Annotated in this window: 20 protein-coding genes and 1 pseudogene; 16 read left to right on the top strand and 5 right to left on the bottom strand. The window is 59.8% G+C overall.

Annotation, left to right across the window (positions count from 1 at the left end; translation table 11 throughout):
* Positions 1-128 precede the first annotated feature (128 nt).
* Positions 129-1430, top strand: a complete 1302-nt coding sequence (gene argA, locus CXF97_RS23295) for an amino-acid N-acetyltransferase (RefSeq protein WP_101161475.1) — start codon at positions 129-131, stop codon at positions 1428-1430.
* A gap of 161 nt (positions 1431-1591) precedes the next feature.
* Here the strand turns inward: argA and tauA are convergent, their stop codons facing one another.
* Positions 1592-2578, bottom strand: coding sequence for a taurine ABC transporter substrate-binding protein (tauA, locus tag CXF97_RS23285; protein ID WP_371918393.1), 987 nt, complete (start codon positions 2576-2578; stop codon positions 1592-1594).
* Positions 2579-2945: 367 nt separating this feature from the next.
* Between tauA and CXF97_RS23280 the strand changes: the two genes are divergently transcribed.
* The 8 genes from CXF97_RS23280 to CXF97_RS23245 all read left to right on the top strand — a co-directional run bounded on the left by CXF97_RS23280 (position 2946) and on the right by CXF97_RS23245 (position 10243).
* Positions 2946-4304 (top strand): OprD family porin, encoded by a 1359-nt coding sequence (locus CXF97_RS23280; protein WP_016772649.1) that lies wholly within the window; start codon positions 2946-2948, stop codon positions 4302-4304.
* A gap of 295 nt (positions 4305-4599) precedes the next feature.
* A complete protein-coding gene (locus CXF97_RS23275; protein WP_024014725.1) occupies positions 4600-5238 on the top strand; it encodes a peroxiredoxin in 639 nt (212 codons plus the stop codon).
* Between the two features lie 331 nt (positions 5239-5569).
* Positions 5570-6163: an NADPH-dependent FMN reductase gene (gene ssuE, locus CXF97_RS23270; RefSeq protein ID WP_101161471.1), complete on the top strand. Its 594-nt coding sequence runs from the start codon at positions 5570-5572 to the stop codon at positions 6161-6163.
* An 89-nt stretch (positions 6164-6252) separates the two neighbouring features.
* The gene (locus CXF97_RS23265) at positions 6253-7227 is read left to right on the top strand and encodes a sulfonate ABC transporter substrate-binding protein (protein ID WP_101161469.1); all 975 of its coding nucleotides are present in this window, start codon (positions 6253-6255) and stop codon (positions 7225-7227) included.
* A 25-nt stretch (positions 7228-7252) separates the two neighbouring features.
* Complete coding sequence (gene ssuD / locus CXF97_RS23260; RefSeq protein WP_101161467.1) at positions 7253-8401, top strand: FMNH2-dependent alkanesulfonate monooxygenase; 1149 nt, start codon at positions 7253-7255, stop codon at positions 8399-8401.
* 9 nt (positions 8402-8410) lie between these two features.
* Positions 8411-9193 (top strand): aliphatic sulfonate ABC transporter permease SsuC, encoded by a 783-nt coding sequence (ssuC, locus tag CXF97_RS23255; RefSeq protein WP_093097304.1) that lies wholly within the window; start codon positions 8411-8413, stop codon positions 9191-9193.
* Entirely contained in the window at positions 9190-9996 is an 807-nt protein-coding gene (ssuB, locus tag CXF97_RS23250; RefSeq protein ID WP_101161465.1) for an aliphatic sulfonates ABC transporter ATP-binding protein, read from the top strand. Before ssuC ends, ssuB begins: the two co-directional genes overlap by 4 nt.
* Positions 9997-10027: 31 nt before the next feature.
* Complete coding sequence (locus tag CXF97_RS23245) at positions 10028-10243, top strand: molybdopterin-binding protein (protein WP_003229256.1); 216 nt, start codon at positions 10028-10030, stop codon at positions 10241-10243.
* Positions 10244-10377: 134 nt separating this feature from the next.
* Here the strand turns inward: CXF97_RS23245 and CXF97_RS23240 are convergent, their stop codons facing one another.
* The 3 genes from CXF97_RS23240 to CXF97_RS23230 all read right to left on the bottom strand — a co-directional run bounded on the left by CXF97_RS23240 (position 10378) and on the right by CXF97_RS23230 (position 13431).
* Positions 10378-11004 carry a TetR/AcrR family transcriptional regulator gene (locus CXF97_RS23240; RefSeq protein WP_101161463.1) on the bottom strand — a complete coding sequence of 209 codons (627 nt, stop codon included), beginning with the start codon at positions 11002-11004 and terminating at the stop codon, positions 10378-10380.
* An 89-nt stretch (positions 11005-11093) separates the two neighbouring features.
* On the bottom strand, positions 11094-11846 hold the full coding sequence (locus CXF97_RS23235; protein WP_101161461.1) for a carbonic anhydrase: 753 nt from the start codon (positions 11844-11846) through the stop codon (positions 11094-11096).
* A 208-nt stretch (positions 11847-12054) separates the two neighbouring features.
* A complete protein-coding gene (locus tag CXF97_RS23230; RefSeq protein ID WP_016772657.1) occupies positions 12055-13431 on the bottom strand; it encodes a glutamine synthetase family protein in 1377 nt (458 codons plus the stop codon).
* A 727-nt stretch (positions 13432-14158) separates the two neighbouring features.
* Here CXF97_RS23230 and CXF97_RS23225 point away from each other — a divergent pair.
* The 7 genes from CXF97_RS23225 to CXF97_RS23195 all read left to right on the top strand — a co-directional run bounded on the left by CXF97_RS23225 (position 14159) and on the right by CXF97_RS23195 (position 22515).
* Entirely contained in the window at positions 14159-15517 is a 1359-nt protein-coding gene (locus CXF97_RS23225) for a glutamine synthetase family protein (protein ID WP_101161459.1), read from the top strand.
* A 56-nt stretch (positions 15518-15573) separates the two neighbouring features.
* Positions 15574-16938, top strand: coding sequence for an aspartate aminotransferase family protein (locus CXF97_RS23220; protein WP_101161457.1), 1365 nt, complete (start codon positions 15574-15576; stop codon positions 16936-16938).
* A 171-nt stretch (positions 16939-17109) separates the two neighbouring features.
* Positions 17110-18222 carry a polyamine ABC transporter substrate-binding protein gene (locus CXF97_RS23215; protein ID WP_101161455.1) on the top strand — a complete coding sequence of 371 codons (1113 nt, stop codon included), beginning with the start codon at positions 17110-17112 and terminating at the stop codon, positions 18220-18222.
* 185 nt (positions 18223-18407) lie between these two features.
* Positions 18408-19505, top strand: a complete 1098-nt coding sequence (locus CXF97_RS23210) for a polyamine ABC transporter substrate-binding protein (protein WP_101161453.1) — start codon at positions 18408-18410, stop codon at positions 19503-19505.
* A gap of 63 nt (positions 19506-19568) precedes the next feature.
* Positions 19569-20711, top strand: a complete 1143-nt coding sequence (locus tag CXF97_RS23205) for an ABC transporter ATP-binding protein (RefSeq protein WP_101161451.1) — start codon at positions 19569-19571, stop codon at positions 20709-20711.
* Between the two features lie 35 nt (positions 20712-20746).
* On the top strand, positions 20747-21628 hold the full coding sequence (locus CXF97_RS23200) for an ABC transporter permease subunit (protein WP_178081230.1): 882 nt from the start codon (positions 20747-20749) through the stop codon (positions 21626-21628).
* The gene (locus CXF97_RS23195; RefSeq protein ID WP_101161448.1) at positions 21625-22515 is read left to right on the top strand and encodes an ABC transporter permease subunit; all 891 of its coding nucleotides are present in this window, start codon (positions 21625-21627) and stop codon (positions 22513-22515) included. The genes CXF97_RS23200 and CXF97_RS23195 overlap by 4 nt, the downstream gene beginning before the upstream one ends.
* Positions 22516-22659: 144 nt before the next feature.
* Here CXF97_RS23195 and CXF97_RS23190 read toward each other — a convergent pair.
* Positions 22660-22991 (bottom strand): annotated as a pseudogene (locus CXF97_RS23190) (phosphohydrolase); the annotation flags it as partial.
* Positions 22992-23096: the final 105 nt, after the last annotated feature.

Below are 23096 nucleotides of genomic sequence, written 5' to 3'. Positions count from 1 at the left end.
CACCCCAACCCGTATTCATGAGGAGAGCGCGCGTGTCGCCAAGCCTGTTCCGACGATAACCATCAGCCCGCTGTGCGTTTTTCGTTTCGCCCCTTTTTTCGGCTGCTCTTTATTACAGGCCCAGGTTCATGCCCGAATACGTCAATTGGCTCCGCCACGCGTCTCCCTACATCAATGCTCACCGCGACTGCACCTTCGTCGTCATGCTTCCCGGCGACGGCGTCGAGCATCCGAACTTCGGCAATATCGTCCACGACCTGGTCTTGCTGCACAGCCTCGGCGTACGTCTGGTGCTGGTGCACGGTTCGCGCCCGCAGATCGAAACCCGCCTCGCCGCCCGTAGCCTGACCCCGCATTACCATCACGGCATGCGCATCACCGATGCCGCGACGCTCGAATGTGTGATCGATGCGGTCGGCCAGTTGCGCATAGCCATCGAAGCGCGGCTGTCCATGGACATGGCCTCGTCACCGATGCAGGGCTCACGTCTGCGCGTGGCCAGTGGCAACCTCGTCACCGCGCGGCCGATCGGCGTCCTCGAAGGAGTCGACTATCACCACACCGGCGAAGTGCGTCGGGTCGATCGCAAGGGCATCAATCGCCTGCTCGATGAGCGTTCGATCGTGCTGCTGTCGCCGCTGGGCTACTCGCCAACCGGCGAGATCTTCAACCTTGCCTGCGAAGACGTCGCCACCCGCGCCGCGATTGATCTGGGCGCGGACAAGCTACTGTTGTTCGGCGCCGAGCTTGGCCTGATCGACGAGAACGGCAAACTGGTGCGCGAACTGCGCCCACAACAGGTGCCGGCGCATTTGCAGCGTCTGGGCATGAGCAATTATCAAGCGGAGTTGCTCGACGCGGCTGCCGAAGCCTGCCGTGGCGGCGTGGCGCGTAGCCATATCGTCAGTTACGCCGAAGACGGCGCCCTGTTGACCGAGTTGTTCACCCGTGACGGTGGCGGTACGCTGGTCGCACAGGAGCAATTCGAACGGGTGCGCGAGGCGGCGATCGAAGACGTCGGCGGGTTGCTCGATCTGATCAGTCCGCTGGAAGAGCAGGGCATTCTGGTGCGCCGCTCGCGCGAAGTGCTGGAGCGCGAGATCGAACAGTTCAGCGTGGTCGAGCGTGAAGGCATGATCATCGCCTGTGCGGCGCTGTATCAGATTGCCGACTCCGATGCCGGCGAACTGGCGTGTCTGGCGGTGAACCCGGAGTATCGCCATGGCGGCCGTGGCGACGAATTGCTCGAGCGCATCGAAACCCGAGCGCGGGCGCAGGGTCTGAAGACCCTGTTCGTCCTCACCACACGGACCGCGCACTGGTTCCGCGAGCGCGGGTTCGAGCCGAGCAGCGTTGAACGCCTGCCGGCGGCACGGGCGTCGCTGTACAACTACCAGCGTAATTCGAAGATTTTCGAGAAGACGCTGTAATCGCGTCACGCCATCGATCGTTCCCACGCTCTGCGTGGGAATGCCTCAACGGACGCTCCGCGTTCGGCTTTTGATGGGACGCGGGCGTCCCGGGCTGCATCCCCACGCAGAGCGTGGGAACGATCAATGCACCTGTGGGAGCGAGCCTGCTCGCGAAGCTTTTATTGCGTTACGAATTTCGCACTGACATACGGCGAATAATCCGGCAGCACAGTCTCGACCTTGCCCTGTTCCTTCAAAAATTTCGCGGTTTCGGCGATTGCCTTCGCGGTGCCGCCGTCCAGCAGCGCGGTGGTCTGCTGCGCCTGAGCATCCGGAAATGTGGAGCCGGCCAGCAGTTCCGGCACATCCGCCGCGTTGGCACCGGTCAATTTGGCGATTTTCTGTACTGGCACCGAGCCGGCCGTCCAGCTGTCTTTGTGCGCCGCGTAATCAGCGAACGAATCCAGGGTGACCTTGGCAAATTTCGCCACAACCTCGGGATGCTTCTCGGCAAAGTCCTTGCGCGCCACCCAAACCTCAAAGGTCGGCGCGCCCCACTGGCCGACCTGGGCGGCGTCGGTCAGGGTCTTGCCGGTCTTGCGGATCTCGCCCAGCGCCGGCGACCAGACAAACGCCCCGTCAATGTCGCCCCGCTTCCACGCGGCGGCGATTTCCGCCGGTTGCAAGTTGACCACTTTGACTTGCGAAGTAGTCAGGCCCCAGTGCTTCAGCGCTCCGAGCAGACTGTAATGGGAGGTCGACACGAACGGCGTGGCGATGGTTTTGCCGACCAGATCCTGCGGCTTGTCGATGCCGCTGTCATTGCGCACCACCAAGGCTTCGGCGGCATTGATCTGCGCCGAAACAATAAACGCCACGATCGGCAGATTGCGCGAGGCCGCTGCAGCCAATGGGCTCGAGCCGAGGTTGCCGATCTGTACGTCGCCGGAAGCAATGGCGGTGACGACTTCCGGGCCGCTGTTGAAGCGCCGCCAGTCGATCTTCTCGCCAATGGTTTTTTCGTAGACGCCATCGGCCTGCGGCACTTTGCTCGGGTCGATGCCGGTTTGATAGCCCACGGTCAGACCGGAGGCCTGTGCGGAAAAAGAAAACAGCGCCGATACACAAACTGTAACAAATTGACTTGATAGTGCGCGTTTCGCCATGATGCGTCGCCTTTTCGAGGGGATTTGACGTGTTGGGAGCACGCCAAAGCTAATCGATCTAAAAAAAGGTCAACAAATACCATTTAGGAATGAGCTTAGGCGCCGATACGCTGTTTCCCAGCGCGGATGGCCATTAATGGGCCATATACCCGAATGGTATGAAAAAGGATGAATAAATTCTTTTTGGGATTATCAGGAAATCTTTACGCTGCAGGGACCCAGTCACCTGCGATTAGACGATGGTCGTAGACACACAAGGTTACGATTGACTTGGCAGTCACGGTCTGGCGCTAATCGCGCATCTTAGGATTCAGGGCAAATCGACCCCGAACCAGGAACACAAGAATTAGAACGAGAGGAGCGATACATGAACAAGTCCACCTTGGCCCTGGCTGTGGCCGTTGGGGTTATGGCGCAGCAGGCAGGCGCCGCCGGTTTCATCGAAGACAGCAAGGCTACTCTGGGTCTGCGTAACTTCTACATCAACACCGACAACCGTAACGGCACTGCCGAACCAAGTCGCAACGAAGAGTGGGGCCAAGGCTTCGACCTGCGCTTCATCTCAGGCTATACCCAAGGCACCGTCGGCTTCGGTATCGATGCCATCGGCCTGTTGGGCGTACGTCTGGATTCGGGCGGCGGCACCAACGGCAACGTTAACGGTGATGGCACCCCTGGCAGTGCCTACGGCGGCACTGTTTTCCCAAGCGAATCCAACGGTCAGGCGGTTGATAACTTCTCCAGCCTGGGTCTGACGGCCAAAGCCAAGATTTCCCAGACCGAACTGAAGCTGGGTACCTTGCAGCCGAAGAACCCGGTCATCGTCACCAACGACGGTCGTCTGCTGCCGCAAACCTGGCAGGGTGGCCAGATCACTTCCGGCGAGATCAAGGACCTGACGCTGGTCGGTGGCCAGATCGAGCACGTGAAAGGTCGTAACTCCAGCAACAATGAACAGCTGTCGATCGGTGGCGCAACTGCGCGTACCACAAACAGCAACAAGTTCATCTACGCGGGTGGTGACTACAAAATCACCAAAGACCTGACAGCCCAGTACTACTACGGCAATCTGGAAAACTTCTACAAGCAACACTTCCTGGGTCTGGTGCATAACTGGTCGATTGGCCCAGGTGTGTTGAAGTCCGACTTCCGTTACTTCAATAGCTCCGATGACGGCCGCAATGGCAACGATTCGGACTACTTCAGCAACGGTGCGTACGGCAACAGTACGCTGGGTAACGGCAAAGGCAAGGTCGACAACAACCTGTACAGCGGCTTGTTCCTGTACACCGTTGCCGGTCACACCTTTGGTGGCGGCTATCAGGTGAGCAACGGCAGCAGCGACTTCCCTTGGCTGAACCAGGGTGACGGTTCGTCGAACTACACGATCACCGACATGCAGATCCAGAAGTTCGCCCGCGCCGGCGAGCGCACCTGGCAAGCACGCTACTCCTATGACTTCGCCAAAGTTGGCGTGCCAGGCCTGACCGCCGGCATGGTTTACCTGCGCGGTGACAACGTAGATACCTACGCTCGTCGCGTCCAGACTTCCAATGGCGCTTCCGAGTGGGAACGCGATCTGACCGTAGCGTACGTTGTTCCAGAAGGCCCGTTGAAAAACGTCGGCTTCATGTGGAAAAACGCTTCGTGGCGCACCGACATCGCCGGTCAACGCGACCAGGACGAAAACCGCCTGATCCTCAGCTACTCGATCCCGCTGCTGTAACAGCTCGACCAAGTTACTGAAGCAAAAAAAAAGCCCCGTCCGGCATCGCGCCGGACGGGGCTTTTGCGTTTCGAGTCAGGCTCACCCCCGTAAGCCCTTCCCGATTTCCCTCTTTGCTGCAACTCAAGGCCTTCTCGAACCTTGCGTGAGATGTTCGTCGCGATACCGGTCGGTGTCCAATGAACAGATGTTTAATATTCTTTAATGTTCTAGATATCTAGTTATTTATTCTTTTTCACGCTGATCAATCACGAGCTACAGTTGTTGTCTCCCATCCCTCATCAGGAGCAGCACCATGAGCCTCAGACTCGGCGACATCGCCCCCGATTTCGAACAGGACTCCAGCGCCGGCAAGATTCGTTTCCACGAATGGCTGGGCGATAGCTGGGGTGTGCTGTTTTCCCATCCGGCGGATTTCACCCCGGTGTGCACCACCGAGCTGGGTTTCACCGCCAAGCTCAAGGATGAGTTCAGCCAGCGTGGTGTCAAGGCCATCGCGCTGTCGGTCGACCCGGTCGACTCGCACCACAAGTGGATCGAGGACATCAACGAAACCCAGAACACCATCGTCAACTTCCCGATCCTGGCCGATGCCGATCGCAAGGTCTCCGATCTCTACGACCTGATCCACCCGAACGCCAATGACACGCTGACCGTGCGTTCGCTGTTCGTGATTGATCCGAACAAGAAGATCCGCTTGACCATCACTTACCCAGCGAGCACCGGGCGCAACTTTCACGAGATCCTGCGGGTGATCGACTCGCTGCAACTCACCGACAACTACAAAGTCGCCACGCCGGCCAACTGGCAGGACGGTGAAGAAGTGGTAATCGTGCCGTCGCTCAAGGATGAGGACGAGATCAAACAGCGCTTCCCGAAAGGCTACCGCGCGGTGAAGCCGTACCTGCGCCTGACGCCGCAGCCGAACAAATGAATCAGTGAGATATTGGCCGTAGCTACCGGCGCTTTCGCGAGCAAGCCCGCTCCCACAGGGAGAACGCATTCCAAATGTGGGAGCGGGCTTGCCCGCGAAGGCGTCAGCGCAGGCAACCCGCAATTGAGCTTTAAGAGCCACGATGCAGGGGAATTTCGGCCGTCTCGACGGCCTTTTTTTTCGCCTGAATTCGGCTAAAAGGTATATCTCTTAAACGCATAACTAAATGAATAAATATGATTTATGGATATATAAATCAACTGGTAAGGTCACTGCCATTGAAGCGAGATCGCAGCCTGCGAATCGCCTGTAACGCTTAAAGGAATCTGCAATGCTGGTCGTCTCACTCGGTGGCAGCCCCAGCCTGCGCTCCCGTTCCGGAGTGCTGCTGGAGCGTTCGCAACGCTGGTTGCAGCAGCAAGGGGTGGAAGTGGTGAGTTATCAGGTACGGGATTTCCCGGCCGAGGATCTGCTCCACGCCCGCTTCGACAGCCCGAAGGTCCTCGACCTGCTGCAACAGATCGAAAACGCCGATGGCCTGCTGATCGCCACGCCGGTGTACAAGGCCTCGTTTTCCGGAGCGCTGAAGACCCTGCTGGATCTGCTGCCGGAACGTGCGCTGAGCCACAAGATTGTCTTGCCGATGGCCACCGGCGGCAGTATCGCCCACATGCTGGTGGTCGATTACGCGCTCAAGCCTGTGCTGTCGGCACTCAAAGCCCAGGAAATGCTGCAGGGTATTTTCGCCGAGGACAGCCAGATCGCTTACGGCGAAGGCAGTGCCGCCGCGCAACTGGCTCCAGCGCTGGAGCAGCGTCTGCATGAAGCGCTGGAGCAGTTTGTCGGCGCCATGGCGCGCCGGCCGAAACCGCTGGAGCCGGGCTTGTTGAACGAACGTTTGTTGAGTGCCCGCTGGAGCATTTGAGTCTCACCGCAATTTGAAGTACTGGCCTTACTCGCCCGCCAACGGGCAAGCAGGTGCAGCCACAACCCAACAGCAAAAAGGAGAGCGCCATGCGCCCTGTATTTTTGCGTCGTGGTCTGGTCGCTCTGTTTGCTGCGGCTGTGTCCATTGGCGCCATTACTCAAGCTCAAGCCGAGACCTTGCGGATCGGTTATCAGAAGTACGGCACGCTGGTGCTGCTCAAGGCCAAAGGCACGCTGGAAAAACGTCTGGCCGCGCAAGGCGTCGATGTGCAATGGACGGAATTCCCCGGCGGCCCGCAACTGCTCGAAGGCCTCAATGTTGGCTCGATCGACTTCGGCGTGACCGGCGAAACTCCGCCGGTTTTCGCCCAGGCCGCTGGCGCCGACCTGCTCTACGTCGCCTACGAACCGCCAGCGCCAAACAGCGAAGCGATCCTCGTGCCGAAAGACTCCCCGATCAAATCGGTGGCCGATCTCAAAGGCAAGAAAGTCGCGCTGAACAAAGGCTCCAACGTTCACTACTTGCTGGTGCGCGCACTGGAAGACGCCGGCCTCAAGTACAGCGACATTCAGACTGTGTTCCTGCCGCCGGCCGATGCCCGCGCCGCGTTCGAGCGTGGCAGCGTCGACGCCTGGGTCATCTGGGATCCGTACCAGGCGGCCGCCGAGAAGCAACTGCAAGCGCACACCCTGCGTGACGGCAAAGGCATCGTCGACAACCACCAGTTCTATCTCGCTACCAAACCTTACGCGCAGAAAAATCCCGAGGTGATCAAGACTCTCGTCGAAGAAGTGCGCGCGGTCGGCGAATGGTCGAAAGCCAATCCTGAGGACGTGACCCAACAGGTCGCGCCACTGCTCGGTCTGCCGGCAGACATCACCCTGACCTCGGTGAAACGCCAAGGCTACGGCGCGCTGTTCCTTACCCCGGACGTGGTCGCCGCACAACAGAAAATCGCCGACACGTTCTTCCAGCTCAAGCTGATTCCCAAGCCGCTGAGTATCAAGGACGTGATCTGGACCCCGCCGGCCACTGTGGCCCAAAGCTCCCAAGCGCAGTAATTCGAATCCACAAGGAGACCACTCCATGAGCCTCAACATTTTCTGGTTCCTGCCTACCCATGGCGACGGCCATTACCTTGGCACCGCCGAAGGCGCCCGCGCGGTCGACCACGGTTACCTGCAACAGGTTGCGCAAGCGGCGGATCGCCTCGGTTTTGGCGGTGTGCTGATTCCTACCGGGCGCTCCTGCGAAGACTCGTGGCTGGTGGCGGCCTCGCTGATTGCGGTGACCCAGCGTCTGAAATTTCTCGTTGCCCTGCGCCCCGGGATCATTTCCCCGACGGTCGCGGCGCGGCAGGCTGCGACGCTGGATCGTTTGTCCGGCGGGCGTGCGCTGTTCAATCTGGTAACCGGCGGCGACCCGGAAGAATTGGCGGGCGACGGTCTGTTCCTCAACCACGAAGAACGCTATCAGGCCTCGGTAGAATTCACCCGTATCTGGCGTCGCGTGCTGGAAGGCGAAACCGTTGATTACGACGGCGAGCACATCAGCGTCAAAGGCGCCAAGCTGCTCTATCCGCCGATCCAGCAACCGCGTCCGCCGCTGTATTTCGGCGGCTCATCGGAAGCGGCGCAGGATCTGGCCGCCGAGCAAGTGGAAATGGTCTTGACCTGGGGCGAGCCGCCAGCGGCCGTTGCCGAAAAAATTGCACAAGTCCGGGCCAAAGCCGCCAAGCTCGGACGCACCGTGCGCTTCGGTATTCGTCTGCATGTGATCGTCCGTGAAACCAGCGCCGAAGCCTGGCAAGCGGCGGACCGGCTGATTTCGCATCTGGACGACGACACCATCCAACGTGCGCAGGCCTCGCTGGCGCGCTTCGATTCGGTCGGCCAGCAACGCATGGCCGCGCTGCACGGCGGCAGCCGCGACAACCTCGAAGTCAGCCCGAACCTCTGGGCCGGCGTCGGTCTGGTACGTGGCGGCGCCGGTACGGCACTGGTCGGCGATGGCCCGACTGTGGCAGCGCGAGTCAAGGAATACGCTGATCTGGGCATCGATACGTTCATCTTCTCCGGTTATCCACACCTCGAAGAGTCGTATCGTGTGGCCGAGCTGCTGTTCCCGCACCTGGACGTCGAGCGCCCGGAACTGCCGAAAAGCGCCGGTTATGTCAGCCCGTTCGGCGAGATGGTTGCCAACGACATCCTGCCCAAAGCCGCGTCGCAGAGCTGAGGCGCGGCCATGAAGAAATTAATCCACAGCCTCGCGCCCTGGGCGCTGCCGGTGTTGCTGCTGGCGGTGTGGCAGTTGTCGGTGTCGGCGGGCTGGTTGTCGACGCGGATCCTGCCGGCACCGGTGGCAGTAATCGAAGCCGGCGTCAGTCTGGTGCGCAGCGGCGAGATCTGGACGCACCTGGCGATCAGCGGCTGGCGCGCGGCACTTGGTTTCACCATCGGCGGCAGCATTGGCCTGGTGCTGGGTTTCATCACCGGCCTGTCGAAGTGGGGCGAACGCCTGCTCGACAGCTCGGTGCAGATGATTCGCAACGTGCCGCATCTGGCGCTGATTCCGCTGGTGATTCTGTGGTTCGGCATTGATGAGTCGGCGAAGATTTTCCTCGTGGCGCTGGGCACGTTGTTCCCGATCTACCTCAACACTTACCACGGCATCCGCAACGTCGATCCAGCGCTGGTGGAGATGGCGCGCAGTTATGGCTTGAGCGGTTTCAGTCTGTTCCGGCAGGTGATTCTGCCGGGTGCGCTGCCTTCGATTCTGGTCGGTGTGCGTTTCGCGTTGGGCTTCATGTGGTTGACGCTGATCGTCGCTGAAACGATCTCGGCCAGCTCCGGTATCGGCTATCTGGCGATGAATGCCCGTGAGTTTTTGCAGACCGATGTGGTGGTACTGGCGATTCTGCTTTACGCGGTGCTGGGCAAACTCGCCGACCTCGCCGCCCGAGGGCTTGAACGTGTGTGGTTGCGCTGGCACCCGGCCTATCAGGTCGCCAAGGGAGGTGCGGCATGACCGCTCAACAACCTCCACGGCTGCTGCGCGGGATTCCGCTGGCGGTGCGCAACCTGCAGAAAACCTTCGGCGCGCGGCAGGTGCTGCGGGACATCGATTTGCATATTCCGGCGGGGCAGTTCGTCGCCGTGGTCGGGCGCAGCGGTTGTGGCAAGAGCACGTTCTTGCGCTTGCTGGCCGGTCTCGATCAACCGACTGGCGGCGACCTGCTCGCCGGCTCCGCGCCGCTCAGCCAGGCGCGTGACGATACGCGTCTGATGTTCCAGGAAGCGCGGCTGCTGCCGTGGAAAAGGATCATCGACAACGTCGGCCTCGGCCTCAAGGGTAACTGGCGCCAGCAAGCGCTGGATGCATTGGAAGCGGTGGGCCTGGCGGATCGCGCTCATGAATGGCCGGCGGCATTGTCCGGTGGCCAGAAGCAGCGCGTCGCGCTGGCCCGGGCGCTGATCCATCAACCGCGACTGCTGCTGCTCGACGAACCGCTCGGCGCGCTGGATGCACTGACCCGGATCGAGATGCAGCAACTGATCGAACGGCTCTGGCAGCAACACGGTTTTACCGTGCTGCTGGTGACCCACGATGTCAGTGAAGCGGTGGCGATTGCCGATCGGGTGATCCTGATCGAGGACGGCGAAGTCGGCCTCGACCTGCACGTCGAACTGCCGCGCCCTCGGATCCGTGGTTCGCATCGCCTCGCCGCGCTGGAAACCGAAGTGCTCAACCGTGTTCTGTCCCTGCCCGGCGAACCGCCGACGCCGGAACCCGTTTCACCCCTGCCTGCGCAATTGCGTTGGGCGCAATAACTCAGTTTTATCAACGACAGGAATCAATGCCATGACTATCAAAGCCATCAACGTGCGCAACCAGTTCAAAGGCTCGATCAAGGAAATCGTCCTCGGCGACGTGCTGTCGGAAATCGACGTGCAGACCGCTTCGGGTATCGTCACTTCGGTGATCACCACTCGCTCGGTGAAAGAGCTGGAGCTGGTGGTGGGCAGCGAGGTGATTGCTTTCGTGAAATCCACCGAGGTGTCGATCGCCAAGTTGTAAGTCGGTGAGCAAAAAACAACCCCGAGGGTGTGAGCCCTGCGGGGTTTTTTTTTGAAGATCAAAAGATCGCAGCCTTCGGCAGCTCCTACAGGGGGACGCATTCCAAGGTAGGAGCTGCCGAAGGCTGCGATCTATTAGCGCTTAGGTAGATAGGGCGGTAGATACAGGCCGATGTAGGCATCAAACACCCGCATCCCTTCCTCAGCCATGCGCGGGGTGATCTGGCCGTGCTGCTGCACCGAGCGGGCATAAACCCGGTCGCCCAGTTCCATCGCCAGGGCAAACACATCGACATCGTCCGGCAGCCTCGGCAGCTCGAAATGCTGGTCGAACAATTTGTGCATCAAATCGCCCAGCTCCAGGTCGTGCTGACGGTCGGCCTGGGTCACTTCGGTCAGGCCGTGTTGCGCCAGGATCAATTGCCGCGCAGCCGCGTCTTCGTCGTAGATTTCAAGCATGCGCTGTTCGACCAGTCGCGACAGATCTCGCCAGTCATGCAGGGCATCGTGATCGATCGGCGCTTGCAGGCAGGCGCGAAATGCCGCATGCACATCGGCGGTCAGCGCTTCGAGCAGCGCCGGGACGCTGGCGAAAAAGTGATACACGGAGGAGGGCGGAATCTGCGCGCGTTCGGCGACGCTGTAGATCGACAGGCTCGCCACGCCCTCGGCCGCCAGCAGCGTGCGCGCGGCGTCGAGTATCGAATCGATCCGGGCCTGGCTGCGAGCGCGGGGTTTGCGTGGGGTGACGAGTCGGCTCATTGAATTCTCCAGCGGGGGCAGCGGGCATTGTACGAGGCGACTTGCACCTTGTCTGCACGGGCCCATTGCCCCGGCTGGCCGTCTGCGACCTAGCCGCCGACCTCCACGCTACGGCCATTCAAGGGTTGCACCGGACGAGCGTTCATCGGGTACAGCGCCTGGAAAGCCTGCAGTTGTGCGGGAGACAGCGTCACCGCTGTGGAAAGGACATGCCAGCGAACACCTTCAGCACACGGTGGTGTCGTCAGGGAGCCAGCGTAGGCGTAGTAATGGCGGGTGGCAGGCAAAAGATCGGTAACGTTCAGCGTTTGCAGATTCATCACAACGCCCGCCTCCTTGGGCATGGCTTCCAAAATCAAATCCAGTGCCGGGTTGTGCGCCCCCTCCTCAAACAGCACTGCGACGACGGCCAGTTCGCCTGCAGCGCTACGGTGAACCAGATGCGCGCTCATTGGATAGGAGCGGCCCTGGATCTGTTCTTCGCTTGGCGTATGCAGGTGCAACTGCACGAAGGAATAATCGCCGGATGCGAGGGTGAGACTGCCCGCATCCACGGTCGCCACCTGAATGGTATTACCGTTGTTCGAGACGACAGCTGCGCTCGGCTGATACGTGAAGACAAGGGGGGCAAGTCGAGTGTCGACTGCATCGCGGATGTCGATTGGCGATTGCGTCAGGCCGGACGAGCAAAGCGCATAGTCACTCTTCAGTTCGCTCCATTGTTCCGGCCCGGTGGGGGCGGCGTAACTCCATGTGGCGGCTTGCCCTGTGGTTGCCCCTGCGGTCGTGCATACACTGGTGATCAACAATGTAATGGCGGCGCTCATTAGCTGCTTTTTCATGAGGGTTACTCTCGGCACTGTGGAAAGAAAACCGGTCAGATCCCGGGGTTCTTGAGTGTGAGAGGGCGGCAGGGATTGCTCTGTAGGGTGACTTCGACGGACCCTGTAGGGCCATTCCGAGATTGCTGGTTGATCGGTAAGCATCAATTGCGGGCAAAAAAAACGCCGCAGGCTTTAAGGCCGGCGGCGTTGTTGTTACTGCAACCGCTTACACGGTATGCAAGTACCAGTTGTACTCAAGGTCGGAGATGGAGTGTTCGAATTCTTCCAGCTCGCTCTCCTTGCAGGCGACGAAGATATCGATGTACTTCGGATCGATGTACTTGGCCATCACCTCGCTGTCGTCCAGCTCGCGCAGGGCATCGCGCAAGTTGTTCGGCAGGCTTTGCTCGTTCTGCTCGTAGCTGTTGCCTTCGACAGGTGCGCCCGGCTCGATCTTGTTGACCAGACCGTGATGCACGCCGGCCAGCACCGAAGCCATCAGCAGGTACGGGTTGGCATCGGCGCCCGCCACGCGGTGTTCGATACGCACGGCATCGGCGGAGCCGGTCGGTACCCGAATCGCCACGGTGCGGTTGTCCAGGCCCCAGCACGGCGAGTTCGGTACGTAGAACTGCGCGCCGAAACGACGGTACGAGTTGACGTTCGGGCAGAGGAACGCCATCTGCGCGGGCAGGGTCTCGAGCACACCGCCGATCGCGTGACGCAGCGCGGCGTTCTGCTCGGGATCCTCGCTGGCAAAAATGTTCTTGCCGGCCTTGTCCAGAATCGAAATGTGCACGTGCAGACCATTGCCCGCCTGGCCCGGATACGGCTTGGCCATGAAGGTGGTGTCCATTTCATGGTCGTAGGCGATGTTCTTGATCAGACGCTTGAGCAGGACCGCGTAGTCGCACGCCTTGATCGGGTCGGCGACATGGTGCAGGTTCACTTCGAACTGCGCCGGGGCACTTTCCTTGACGATCGCATCGGCCGGAATGCCTTGCTCTTTGGCACCTTCCAGAATGTCCTGGAGGCAGTCGACGTATTCGTCAAGGTCGTCGATCAGGTAGACCTGGGTCGAGTGCGGGCGTTTGCCGGAGATCGGCGAGCGTGGCGGCTGTGGACGGCCGTTCACGTTTTCCTGGTCGATCAGGTAGAACTCGAGTTCGAACGCGGCGCAGATGGTCAGGCCCAGTTCGTCGAACTTGGTCACCACCTGGCGCAGCACTTCACGGGGATCGGCGAAGAACGGGTCGCCTTCGAGTTCGTGCATGGTCATCAGCAGTTGCGCGGTCGGGCGCTTCTGCCATGGCTCGTTGCACAGGGTGTCGGGGATTGGATAGCAGATACGATCGGCGTCGCCGATGTCCAGGCCCAGGCCGGTGCTTTCCACCGTGGAGCCGTTGATATCCAGAGCAAATAGAGAGGCCGGCAGGTTGATGCCTTTCTCGTAAACCTTGTGGAGGCTGGTGCGTTCGATGCGCTTGCCGCGCACCACACCATTCATATCCGCAATCAGAAGGTCAACGTACAGAACCTCAGGATGTTCCTTAAGGAACGCGTTCGCTTCGTTAAGCTGAACGGCACGCGGGGGTACCGACATGATGCAACACCTTTGTTGTTAAAAATATCAATCATTGATCTTTTCTGGTTTCAGTCAACCCGAACGGCCTGCCGAAGTCAAGCGAGGCCTTTTTTGCCCCGAAAAAGCGCTTGAAGGGCATTTATGGGGCACTTTGGGGCATTTTTTCAAACCTTGAACGTTGCTCAGCTGCGGGCTTGAGCAGGCCGTGTTGTATTTTTTACGGGGGTGTTGTGTAAAAAAATGAACAAGGCTAAGCTCCGGTCAAACCCATAACAGCAATAATACCGGGGTGCTTCATGTCTCGCCTGCCGTTAATCGGCATCACCGACTGCTCGCAACAGTCCGGTCTGCATGCTCATCACATCAGTGGCGATCAATCCGTCCGTAGCGCAGCCAGCAAGGCGCGCAGCCTGTCGACGAGACTCTCGTCAACATCCGGCACAACGGCACCGTCCGATATTCTGGACGTCGGGCACAGCATCCGCTTTATGGCGTCTCCTTCCACTATAGAACTCTTTCCCACTCAAAGCGCGTGCCGCACTCAGCGTCGTGCTTGTGATTCTGCACGTTTGCAAAGTGCACGGGAAATGCAACGCCAGCGTAAAGGGCAGGTAAGCTCCTCTTTCATTGTCTATGCGCGGTGCCAGGCGTAAGCCGGCACTGCGCGAGCAAGCCCCCTTAACGCGACGCCCCAAGCGTCAAAATTGCCTGACATCGCGTCAGGAGACTCAGCCCAGAGGCATTTATGAGTAACAACCTCGACCAGCTCACCGATTGGTTGAAAGACCGCAAGATCACAGAAGTCGAATGCATGATCGGCGACTTGACCGGCATCACCCGGGGCAAGATTTCGCCGACCAACAAGTTCATCGCCGAAAAAGGCATGCGTCTGCCGGAAAGTGTTTTGTTGCAGACCGTGACCGGTGACTACGTCGAAGACGACATCTATTACGAACTGCTCGACCCGGCCGACATCGACATGATCTGCCGCCCCGACCAGAACGCCGTGTACCTGGTGCCGTGGGCCATCGAGCCGACCGCGCAGGTAATCCACGACACCTATGACAAGCAAGGCAACCCGATCGAGCTGTCGCCGCGCAACGTCCTCAAGAAGGTTCTCAAGCTGTATGCCGACAAGGGCTGGCAGCCGATCGTCGCGCCGGAAATGGAGTTCTACCTGACCAAGCGCAGTGACGACCCTGACTATCCGTTGCAGCCGCCGATTGGTCGCTCCGGTCGCCCGGAAATCGGTCGTCAGTCGTTCTCCATCGAAGCGGCCAACGAATTCGATCCGCTGTTCGAAGACGTCTACGACTGGTGCGAACTGCAGGAGCTGGATCTCGACACGCTGATCCACGAAGACGGCACGGCGCAGATGGAAATCAACTTCCGTCACGGTGACGCACTGTCGCTGGCCGACCAGATTCTGGTGTTCAAACGCACCATGCGCGAAGCGGCGCTCAAGCACGACGTGGCCGCGACCTTCATGGCCAAACCGATGACCGGCGAGCCGGGCAGTGCCATGCACCTGCACCAGAGCATCATCGACATCCACACCGGCAAGAACGTCTTCTCCAATGAAGACGGGACCATGAGCCAGTTGTTCCTGCACCACATCGGTGGCCTGCAGAAACTGATCCCCGAACTGTTGCCGCTGTTCGCTCCTAACGTCAACTCGTTCCGGCGCTTCCTGCCGGACACCTCGGCACCAGTGAACGTCGAGTGGGGCGAAGAAAACCGCACCGTCGGCCTGCGCGTACCGGACGCCGGCCCGCAGAACCGCCGCGTGGAAAACCGCCTGCCGGGCGCCGACGCCAACCCGTACCTGGCGATTGCCGCGAGCCTGCTCTGCGGCTACATCGGTATGGTCGAGGGCCTCAACCCGAGCGCGCCAGTGGTCGGCCGTGGTTACGAGCGCCGCAACCTGCGTCTGCCGCTGACCATCGAAGACGCGCTGGAGCGTATGGAGAACAGCAAGACCGTGGAGAAATACCTCGGCAAGACCTTCATCACCGGCTACGTCGCGGTCAAGCGGGCCGAGCATGAAAACTTCAAGCGCGTGATCAGTTCCTGGGAGCGTGAGTACCTGCTCTTCGCCGTCTGATACGCCGGGCGCGCTGCGCAGGCGGCGCGCCTTCACCGATAACAAGGAGAATTGGCATGACCAGCAACAATTCGCAAACCCGTGAGTGGCAAGCGCTGAGCAGCGATCACCACCTGGCCCCGTTCAGCGACTTCAAGCAACTGAAAGAGAAGGGCCCGCGGATCATCACCAACGCCAAGGGCGTTTACCTGTGGGACAGCGAAGGCAACAAGATCCTCGACGGCATGGCCGGCCTGTGGTGTGTGGCGATCGGTTACGGTCGCGATGAACTGGCCGATGCCGCCGCCAAACAGATGCGCGAGCTGCCGTACTACAACCTGTTCTTCCAGACGGCCCACCCGCCGGCGCTGGAACTGGCCAAGTCGATTGCCGACGTTGCGCCAGAAGGCATGAACCACGTGTTCTTCACCGGCTCCGGCTCCGAAGGCAACGACACCATGCTGCGCATGGTTCGCCACTACTGGGCGATCAAGGGCCAGCCGAACAAGAAAGTCATCATCAGCCGCAAGAACGGTTATCACGGTTCCACCGTGGCCGGTGCGAGTCTCGGCGGCATGACCTATATGCACGAACAGGGCGACTTGCCGATCCCGGGCATCGTTCACATCGCGCAGCCGTACTGGTTCGCCGAGGGCGGCGACATGACGCCGGAAGAGTTCGGCATCTGGGCGGCCAATCAGCTCGAAGAAAAGATTCTCGAAGTCGGTGTCGACAATGTCGGTGCCTTTATTGCCGAGCCGATCCAGGGTGCCGGTGGCGTGATCATTCCGCCCGATACCTACTGGCCGCGCATCAAGGAAATCCTCGCCAAGTACGACATTCTGTTTGTGGCCGACGAAGTGATCTGCGGTTTCGGCCGCACCGGTGAGTGGTTCGGTAGCGATTTCTACGACCTCAAACCGGACATGATGACCATCGCCAAAGGCCTGACCTCCGGTTACATCCCGATGGGTGGCCTGATCGTGCGTGATTCGGTGGTAGCCGTGCTCAATGAAGGCGGCGATTTCAACCACGGCTTCACCTATTCCGGGCATCCGGTGGCAGCGGCGGTGGGCCTGGAAAACATCCGCATTCTGCGCGATGAAAAAATTATCGAGAACGCCCACAACGAAACGGCACCGTATTTGCAGAAACGTCTGCGCGAGCTGAACGATCATCCGTTGGTGGGTGAAGTTCGCGGCGTCGGTCTGCTGGGGGCGATCGAGCTGGTGCAGGACAAGGCCACGCGCAAGCGTTACGAAGGCAAGGGCGTCGGTATGATCTGCCGGCAGTTCTGCTTCGACAACGGCCTGATCATGCGCGCGGTGGGCGACACGATGATCATCGCGCCGCCGCTGGTGATCAGCAAAGCCGAGATCGATGAGTTGGTTACAAAGGCACGCAAGTGTCTGGATCTGACCCTCGGTGCGCTGCAGGGCTAAGTGCTAGGCTTTGAGCGAGCAGGTTGCGGCTTGCTCGGTCAAAGCTGTCAGAAAGGCCGGTCTTTTGTTGAAAGACCGCCTCGGATCTTGCCAGACTAGCCGCGGTTCCAGTTGTCCGGGTTCGGCCGCTGAACAATGTGGTTCAAAAAAGAAAAATTTGGAGCATGACGCATGAAGGCATTAGGTAAAAAGCTTGCTGGCAAGACACTTCTCGCGCTGTCCGTGGCGGGCATGATGGCGGGTGCGGTTCACGCGGACGACAAAGTGCTGCACGTTTACAACTGGTCCGATTACATTGCGCCGGACACTGTGGCCAATTTCGAAAAAGCCACCGGGATCAAAGTCGTTTACGACGTCTTCGACAGTAACGAAACCCTGGAAGCCAAGTTGCTGGCCGGCAAATCCGGTTACGACATCGTGGTGCCTTCCAACAACTTCCTCGCCAAGCAGATCAAGGCCGGCGTTTACCAGGAGCTGGACAAGTCCAGGCTGCCGAACTGGAAAAACCTCGACGAAGACCTGCTCAAGGCCGTTGGCGACGCCAGCGACCAGGGCAACAAACACGCCTTCCCGTACATGTGGGGCTCGATCGGCATCGGCTACAACCCGGCCAAGGTCAAGGCTGCGCTGGGCATCGACAAGATCGATTCGTGGGACGTGGTGTTCAAGCCGGAAAACATCGAGAAACTCAAAAGCTGTGGCGTGAGCTTCCTCGATGCACCGACCGAAATGATTCCGGCCGCATTGCACTATCTGGGCAAGCCGACCGACAGCAAGGACAAGGCTGATCTGAAAGCCGCCGAAGACCTGTTCCTGAAGATTCGTCCGTCGGTCGCCTACTTCCACTCCTCCAAGTACATCTCGGACCTGGCCAACGGCAACATCTGCGTCGCTGTCGGTTACTCGGGTGACCTGGAGCAGTCCAAGACCCGCGCCCAGGAAGCGGGTGACAAGGTCAAACTGGCTTACACCATTCCGAAAGAAGGCGCCGGGACTTTCTATGACATGGTCGCCATTCCCAAGGACGCCGAAAACGTCGAAGCCGCCTACAAGTTCATGAACTACCTGCTCGAGCCGCAAGTGATGGCCGGCATCACCAACGCCGTGCGTTTCCCGAACGGCAACAAGGCGGCCACGCCATTGGTAGACAAGGACATCACCAGCGATCCGAGCATCTACCCGTCGGCTGAAGTGAAGAAACAGCTCTACGCGATCAGTGACCTGGACGCGGCGACTCTGCGCCTGATCACGCGCAGCTGGACCAAAATCAAATCGGGCAAATAAGCCGGTTTGCTGCAGCAACCACTGGCCGTCGTCGCCGCGACGGCGGCCAGCGGATAATTAATTGACAGAAAGTTTTGCTGGATCGGTTTTTCGAGGGTAAGTTGCGCGCCGGTTTTGTTGTCGGGCAGCCATGGCTGTCATGCAGCGCGGGCAACTTGGGCCCAATCCATTTAGAGGACCTCCACTTGCCTGTATTTTCTTCTTTGCGCAAAGCCCTGCTGGTCGCTGCCGGCCTGACCATCGCTGTCGGAGCCCAGGCCGCCGGTACGGTGCATATTTATAACTGGTCCGATTACATCGGCGAATCGACCCTGGCCGACTTCGAGAAAGACACCGGGATCAAACCGGTCTACGACGTCTTCGACTCCAACGAAACCCTGGAAGGCAAGCTGCTCGCCGGGCGTACCGGTTACGATGTGGTCGTGCCGTCGAACCACTTCCTCGGCAAGCAGATCAAGGCGGGCGCGTTCCAGAAGCTCGACAAGGCGCAGCTGCCGAATTATTCCAACCTCGACCCGGTGCTGCTCAAGCGCCTGGAGCAGAACGATCCCGGCAACCTCTACGCCGTGCCGTATCTGTGGGGCACCAACGGCATCGGCTACAACGTCGACAAAGTCAAAGCTGTGCTGGGTATCGACAAGATCGATTCCTGGGCCGTGCTGTTCGAGCCGGAAAACATCAAGAAGCTGCACAGCTGCGGCGTCGCGTTCCTCGATTCGGCTGATGAAATGATGCCGACCATGCTCAATTACCTGGGCCTGAACGCCAACAGCACCAACACCAAGGATTACGAAAAAGCCACCGCCAAGCTGCTCGCGGTGCGTCCGTACGTGACCTATTTTCATTCCTCGAAGTACATCGGCGATCTGGCCAACGGCGACATCTGCGTGGCGATCGGTTTCTCCGGCGACATCTTCCAGGCGAAGAACCGTGCCGAGGAAGCCAAGAAGGGCGTCAACATCGCCTACTCGATCCCGAAAGAGGGTGGTGCGCTGTGGTTCGACATGCTGGCAATCCCCAAGGATTCGCCCAACGTCAAAGAGGCCCACGCCTTCATCAACTATTTGCTGAAACCTGAGGTGATCGCCCAGGTCAGTGATTACGTCGGTTACGCCAACCCCAACCCGGGTTCGGACAAGCTGATGGAACAATCCATTCGCACCGATGAAGCGGTTTACCCACCGCAAGCAGTCCTCGACAAGACCTACGTGTCGACCGAGTTGCCAGCCAATATTCAGCGTTTGATGACCCGCAGCTGGACCAAGGTCAAGTCGGGCAAATAACGCACAAACTATCCAGGGTTCGTCTTGCGTGGCGAACTGCTGCTTCTGTTGGGAGTTTCGTAAATGGCAGTTGCCTCCGGCGCCTACAAGAAAGCCCTCGAGGGCGACCAGACACCGAAACAGGTGCTGGTCAAAATCGACCGGGTCACGAAGAAGTTCGACGAGACGATTGCCGTGGACGACGTGTCCCTGGAAATCAAGAAGGGCGAGATTTTTGCTCTGCTCGGCGGTTCGGGATCGGGCAAATCCACCTTGCTACGGATGCTCGCAGGCTTCGAACGGCCCACGGAAGGGCGGATTTTTCTCGACGGTGTGGACATCACCGACATGCCGCCGTACGACCGTCCGATCAACATGATGTTTCAGTCCTACGCCTTGTTCCCGCACATGACCGTGGCGCAGAACATCGCCTTCGGCCTGCGGCAGGACAAGATTCCCAAAGCTGAAATCGACGCCCGTGTGGCCGAGATGCTCAAGCTGGTGCAGATGAGCCAGTACGCCAAGCGCAAGCCGCATCAACTGTCCGGCGGCCAACGTCAGCGGGTGGCACTGGCACGCTCGCTGGCCAAGCGGCCGAAACTGCTGCTGCTCGACGAACCGATGGGCGCACTGGACAAGAAACTGCGTTCGCAGATGCAACTGGAACTGGTGGAAATCATCGAGCGCGTCGGCGTGACCTGCGTGATGGTGACCCACGACCAGGAAGAAGCCATGACCATGGCCGAGCGCATCGCGATCATGCACCTGGGCTGGATCGCCCAGATCGGCAGCCCGATCGACATCTACGAAACCCCGACCAGCCGACTGGTCTGCGAATTCATCGGCAACGTCAACATCTTCGAAGGCGAAGTGATCGACGACGCCGAGGGCCACGCGACCATCACCTGCAAGGATCTCGACCGGCAGATCTACGTCGGCCATGGCATCAGTACCTCGGTGCAGGACAAGTCGGTCACCTACGCGATTCGTCCGGAGAAACTGCTGGTCACCGCCGAGATGCCGACCTGCGAGTACAACTGGTCGAGCGGCAAGGTTCACGACATCGCTTATCTGGGCGGTCACTCGGTGTTCTATGTCGAGTTGCCGAGCGGCAAACTGGTGCAGTCGTTCGTGGCCAACGCCGAACGCCGTGGCGCGCGTCCGACCTGGGGCGATCAGGTCTACGTGTGGTGGGAAGACGACAGCGGCGTGGTACTTCGCTCATGAACATGCGCAAATTCAAACGCCGTATGAACCGAATCATCCCCAATGGCCGGCAAATGGTCATCGGCGTGCCGTTCATCTGGCTGTTCCTGTTCTTCATGCTGCCGTTCTTCATCGTTCTGAAGATCAGTTTTGCCGAAGCCGACGTGGCGATCCCGCCGTACACCGAGATCTACACGTTTGCCGAGCAGAAGCTGCAATTGCTGCTGAACCTGGGCAACTATGCGCTGCTGAGCGACGACGATTTGTACATCGCCGCCTACCTCGGCTCGCTGAAAATGGCCTTCATCAGCACGCTGCTGTGCCTGCTGATCGGCTATCCGATGGCTTACGCCATTGCCAGTGCGCGCAAAGAGCTGCAAACGGTGCTGGTACTGCTGATCATGATGCCGACCTGGACGGCGATACTGATCCGCGTTTATGCCTGGATGGGCATCCTCAGCAACAACGGCCTGCTCAACGGCTTCCTGATGAGCATGGGCCTGATCGACGAGCCGCTGCAGATCCTCAACACCAACCTGGCGGTGTACATCGGGATTGTCTATTCGTACCTGCCGTTCATGATCCTGCCGCTGTACGCCAACCTGGTCAAACACGATCAGAGTTTGCTGGAAGCCGCATCGGATCTGGGTTCGAGCACTTTCAACAGCTTCTGGAAAATCACCATTCCGCTGTCCAAGAACGGGATTATCGCCGGCTGCATGCTGGTATTCATTCCGGTGGTCGGTGAGTTCGTCATCCCGGAACTGCTCGGCGGCCCGGAAACCCTGATGATCGGTAAGGTGCTCTGGCAAGAGTTCTTCAACAACCGCGACTGGCCGGTGGCATCCGCCCTGGCGGTGGTGATGCTGGCGATCCTGATTGTGCCGATCATCCTGTTCAACCGCAGTCAGGCCAAGGAAATGGAGGGTAAAGAATGAAGCGCTTCCGTTTCTCCAGCCTGATGCTGGTACTGGGTCTGATCTTCATCTATCTGCCGATGCTGATCCTGGTGATCTACTCGTTCAACGCTTCCAAACTGGTGACGGTGTGGGGCGGCTGGTCGATCAAGTGGTACGTCGGCCTGCTCGACAACTCGCAACTGATGGGCTCGGTGCTGCGTTCGCTGGAAATCGCCTGCTACACCGCGGTTGCCGCGGTGGCGCTGGGTACGCTGGCAGCGTTCGTGTTGACCCGCATCACGCGCTTCAAGGGCCGTACGCTGTTCGGCGGCCTGGTGACGGCGCCGCTGGTGATGCCGGAAGTGATCACCGGTCTGTCGCTGTTGCTGTTGTTCGTGGCCATGGCGCAGATGATCGGCTGGCCGCAGGAGCGCGGCATCGTCACCATCTGGATCGCCCACACCACGTTCTGCGCGGCGTATGTGGCGGTGGTGGTGTCGGCGCGTTTGCGCGAGCTGGATCTGTCTATCGAAGAGGCGGCAATGGACTTGGGGGCGCGGCCGTGGAAGGTGTTCTTCCTGATCACCATCCCGATGATCGCGCCGTCGCTGGCGGCGGGCGGCATGATGTCGTTCGCCCTGTCGCTGGATGACCTGGTGCTGGCGAGCTTCGTGTCCGGCCCGGGTTCGACGACCCTGCCGATGGAAGTGTTCTCGGCGGTGCGCCTGGGTGTGAAACCGGAGATCAACGCGGTGGCGAGCCTGATTCTGCTGGCGGTGTCGCTGGTGACTTTCCTCGTCTGGTTCTTCAGCCGCCGCGCCGAAGAGTCGCGCAAGAAAGCCATCCAGCAGGCTATCGAAGAAAGTGCGGCCGATTCGTGGAAGCAGCCGGACGCGCGTCGCGCGCCTGCGCCGGAAGCGGCGTGAGCCCTATCGGGTTGGTCGTTTTCTCAAGAGCAACCCAAATCAAAATGTGGGAGCGGGCTTGCTCGCGAAGAGGGCGTGTCAGTCGACTGAATGTTGTCTGACCCACCGCATTCGCGAGCAAGCCCGCTCCCACATTTTGTTCCATGCAGTCCAAGGGGATTGGCGGATGACCTCAACGAAGTTCAGCGGTTTGAACCCCGGCTCCTGATCCACCAGCACATCGGTCTTCACATTGCCGAACGTCATCTGCGGGCGATGACGCACTCCTTGAAACCTTCGTTGCGTGGATGCGCATGCACCACGGCTTCGCGCTGCACGCTGCTGAACGCCGCATAGTCCATCGCCAGCACGTCCGTCTCCGCCCCCCGCAGTGACAGCGACACGCTCGGACGCAGATGCTTCGGCACGCCCGGTGTCGTATGCAAGGCAATCGATAACCAGACCTGTCCGATATCGTCTTCGCTCAGCCCGTACGGCATTTCCTCGTCGAAACGCCGTTGTGGCGCTGCCTGTAAATCGTGCCGGGTTTGGATTGGCCAGGGTTGGCTCGCTCAACCAGCCGGAGACGGTCCCTGTGGAAT

Origin of the sequence: Pseudomonas sp. Choline-02u-1, from assembly GCF_002836515.1 — a bacterium.
Classification (GTDB): domain Bacteria; phylum Pseudomonadota; class Gammaproteobacteria; order Pseudomonadales; family Pseudomonadaceae; genus Aquipseudomonas.
This window is presented reverse-complemented; position numbering and strand designations above follow the sequence as displayed.

Coding starts and splice junctions, on each gene's coding strand:
- CXF97_RS23225 (WP_101161459.1), top strand. CDS start 14,159: ATGAGTAACAACCTCGACCAGCTCACCGATTGGTTGAAAGACCGCAAG.
- CXF97_RS23275 (WP_024014725.1), top strand. CDS start 4,600: ATGAGCCTCAGACTCGGCGACATCGCCCCCGATTTCGAACAGGACTCC.
- CXF97_RS23265 (WP_101161469.1), top strand. CDS start 6,253: ATGCGCCCTGTATTTTTGCGTCGTGGTCTGGTCGCTCTGTTTGCTGCG.
- ssuD (WP_101161467.1), top strand. CDS start 7,253: ATGAGCCTCAACATTTTCTGGTTCCTGCCTACCCATGGCGACGGCCAT.
- tauA (WP_371918393.1), bottom strand. CDS start 2,578: ATGGCGAAACGCGCACTATCAAGTCAATTTGTTACAGTTTGTGTATCG.
- ssuB (WP_101161465.1), top strand. CDS start 9,190: ATGACCGCTCAACAACCTCCACGGCTGCTGCGCGGGATTCCGCTGGCG.
- CXF97_RS23205 (WP_101161451.1), top strand. CDS start 19,569: ATGGCAGTTGCCTCCGGCGCCTACAAGAAAGCCCTCGAGGGCGACCAG.
- CXF97_RS23280 (WP_016772649.1), top strand. CDS start 2,946: ATGAACAAGTCCACCTTGGCCCTGGCTGTGGCCGTTGGGGTTATGGCG.
- ssuE (WP_101161471.1), top strand. CDS start 5,570: ATGCTGGTCGTCTCACTCGGTGGCAGCCCCAGCCTGCGCTCCCGTTCC.
- CXF97_RS23220 (WP_101161457.1), top strand. CDS start 15,574: ATGACCAGCAACAATTCGCAAACCCGTGAGTGGCAAGCGCTGAGCAGC.
- CXF97_RS23195 (WP_101161448.1), top strand. CDS start 21,625: ATGAAGCGCTTCCGTTTCTCCAGCCTGATGCTGGTACTGGGTCTGATC.
- CXF97_RS23215 (WP_101161455.1), top strand. CDS start 17,110: ATGAAGGCATTAGGTAAAAAGCTTGCTGGCAAGACACTTCTCGCGCTG.
- CXF97_RS23235 (WP_101161461.1), bottom strand. CDS start 11,846: ATGAAAAAGCAGCTAATGAGCGCCGCCATTACATTGTTGATCACCAGT.
- CXF97_RS23245 (WP_003229256.1), top strand. CDS start 10,028: ATGACTATCAAAGCCATCAACGTGCGCAACCAGTTCAAAGGCTCGATC.
- CXF97_RS23230 (WP_016772657.1), bottom strand. CDS start 13,431: ATGTCGGTACCCCCGCGTGCCGTTCAGCTTAACGAAGCGAACGCGTTC.
- ssuC (WP_093097304.1), top strand. CDS start 8,411: ATGAAGAAATTAATCCACAGCCTCGCGCCCTGGGCGCTGCCGGTGTTG.
- CXF97_RS23240 (WP_101161463.1), bottom strand. CDS start 11,004: ATGAGCCGACTCGTCACCCCACGCAAACCCCGCGCTCGCAGCCAGGCC.
- argA (WP_101161475.1), top strand. CDS start 129: ATGCCCGAATACGTCAATTGGCTCCGCCACGCGTCTCCCTACATCAAT.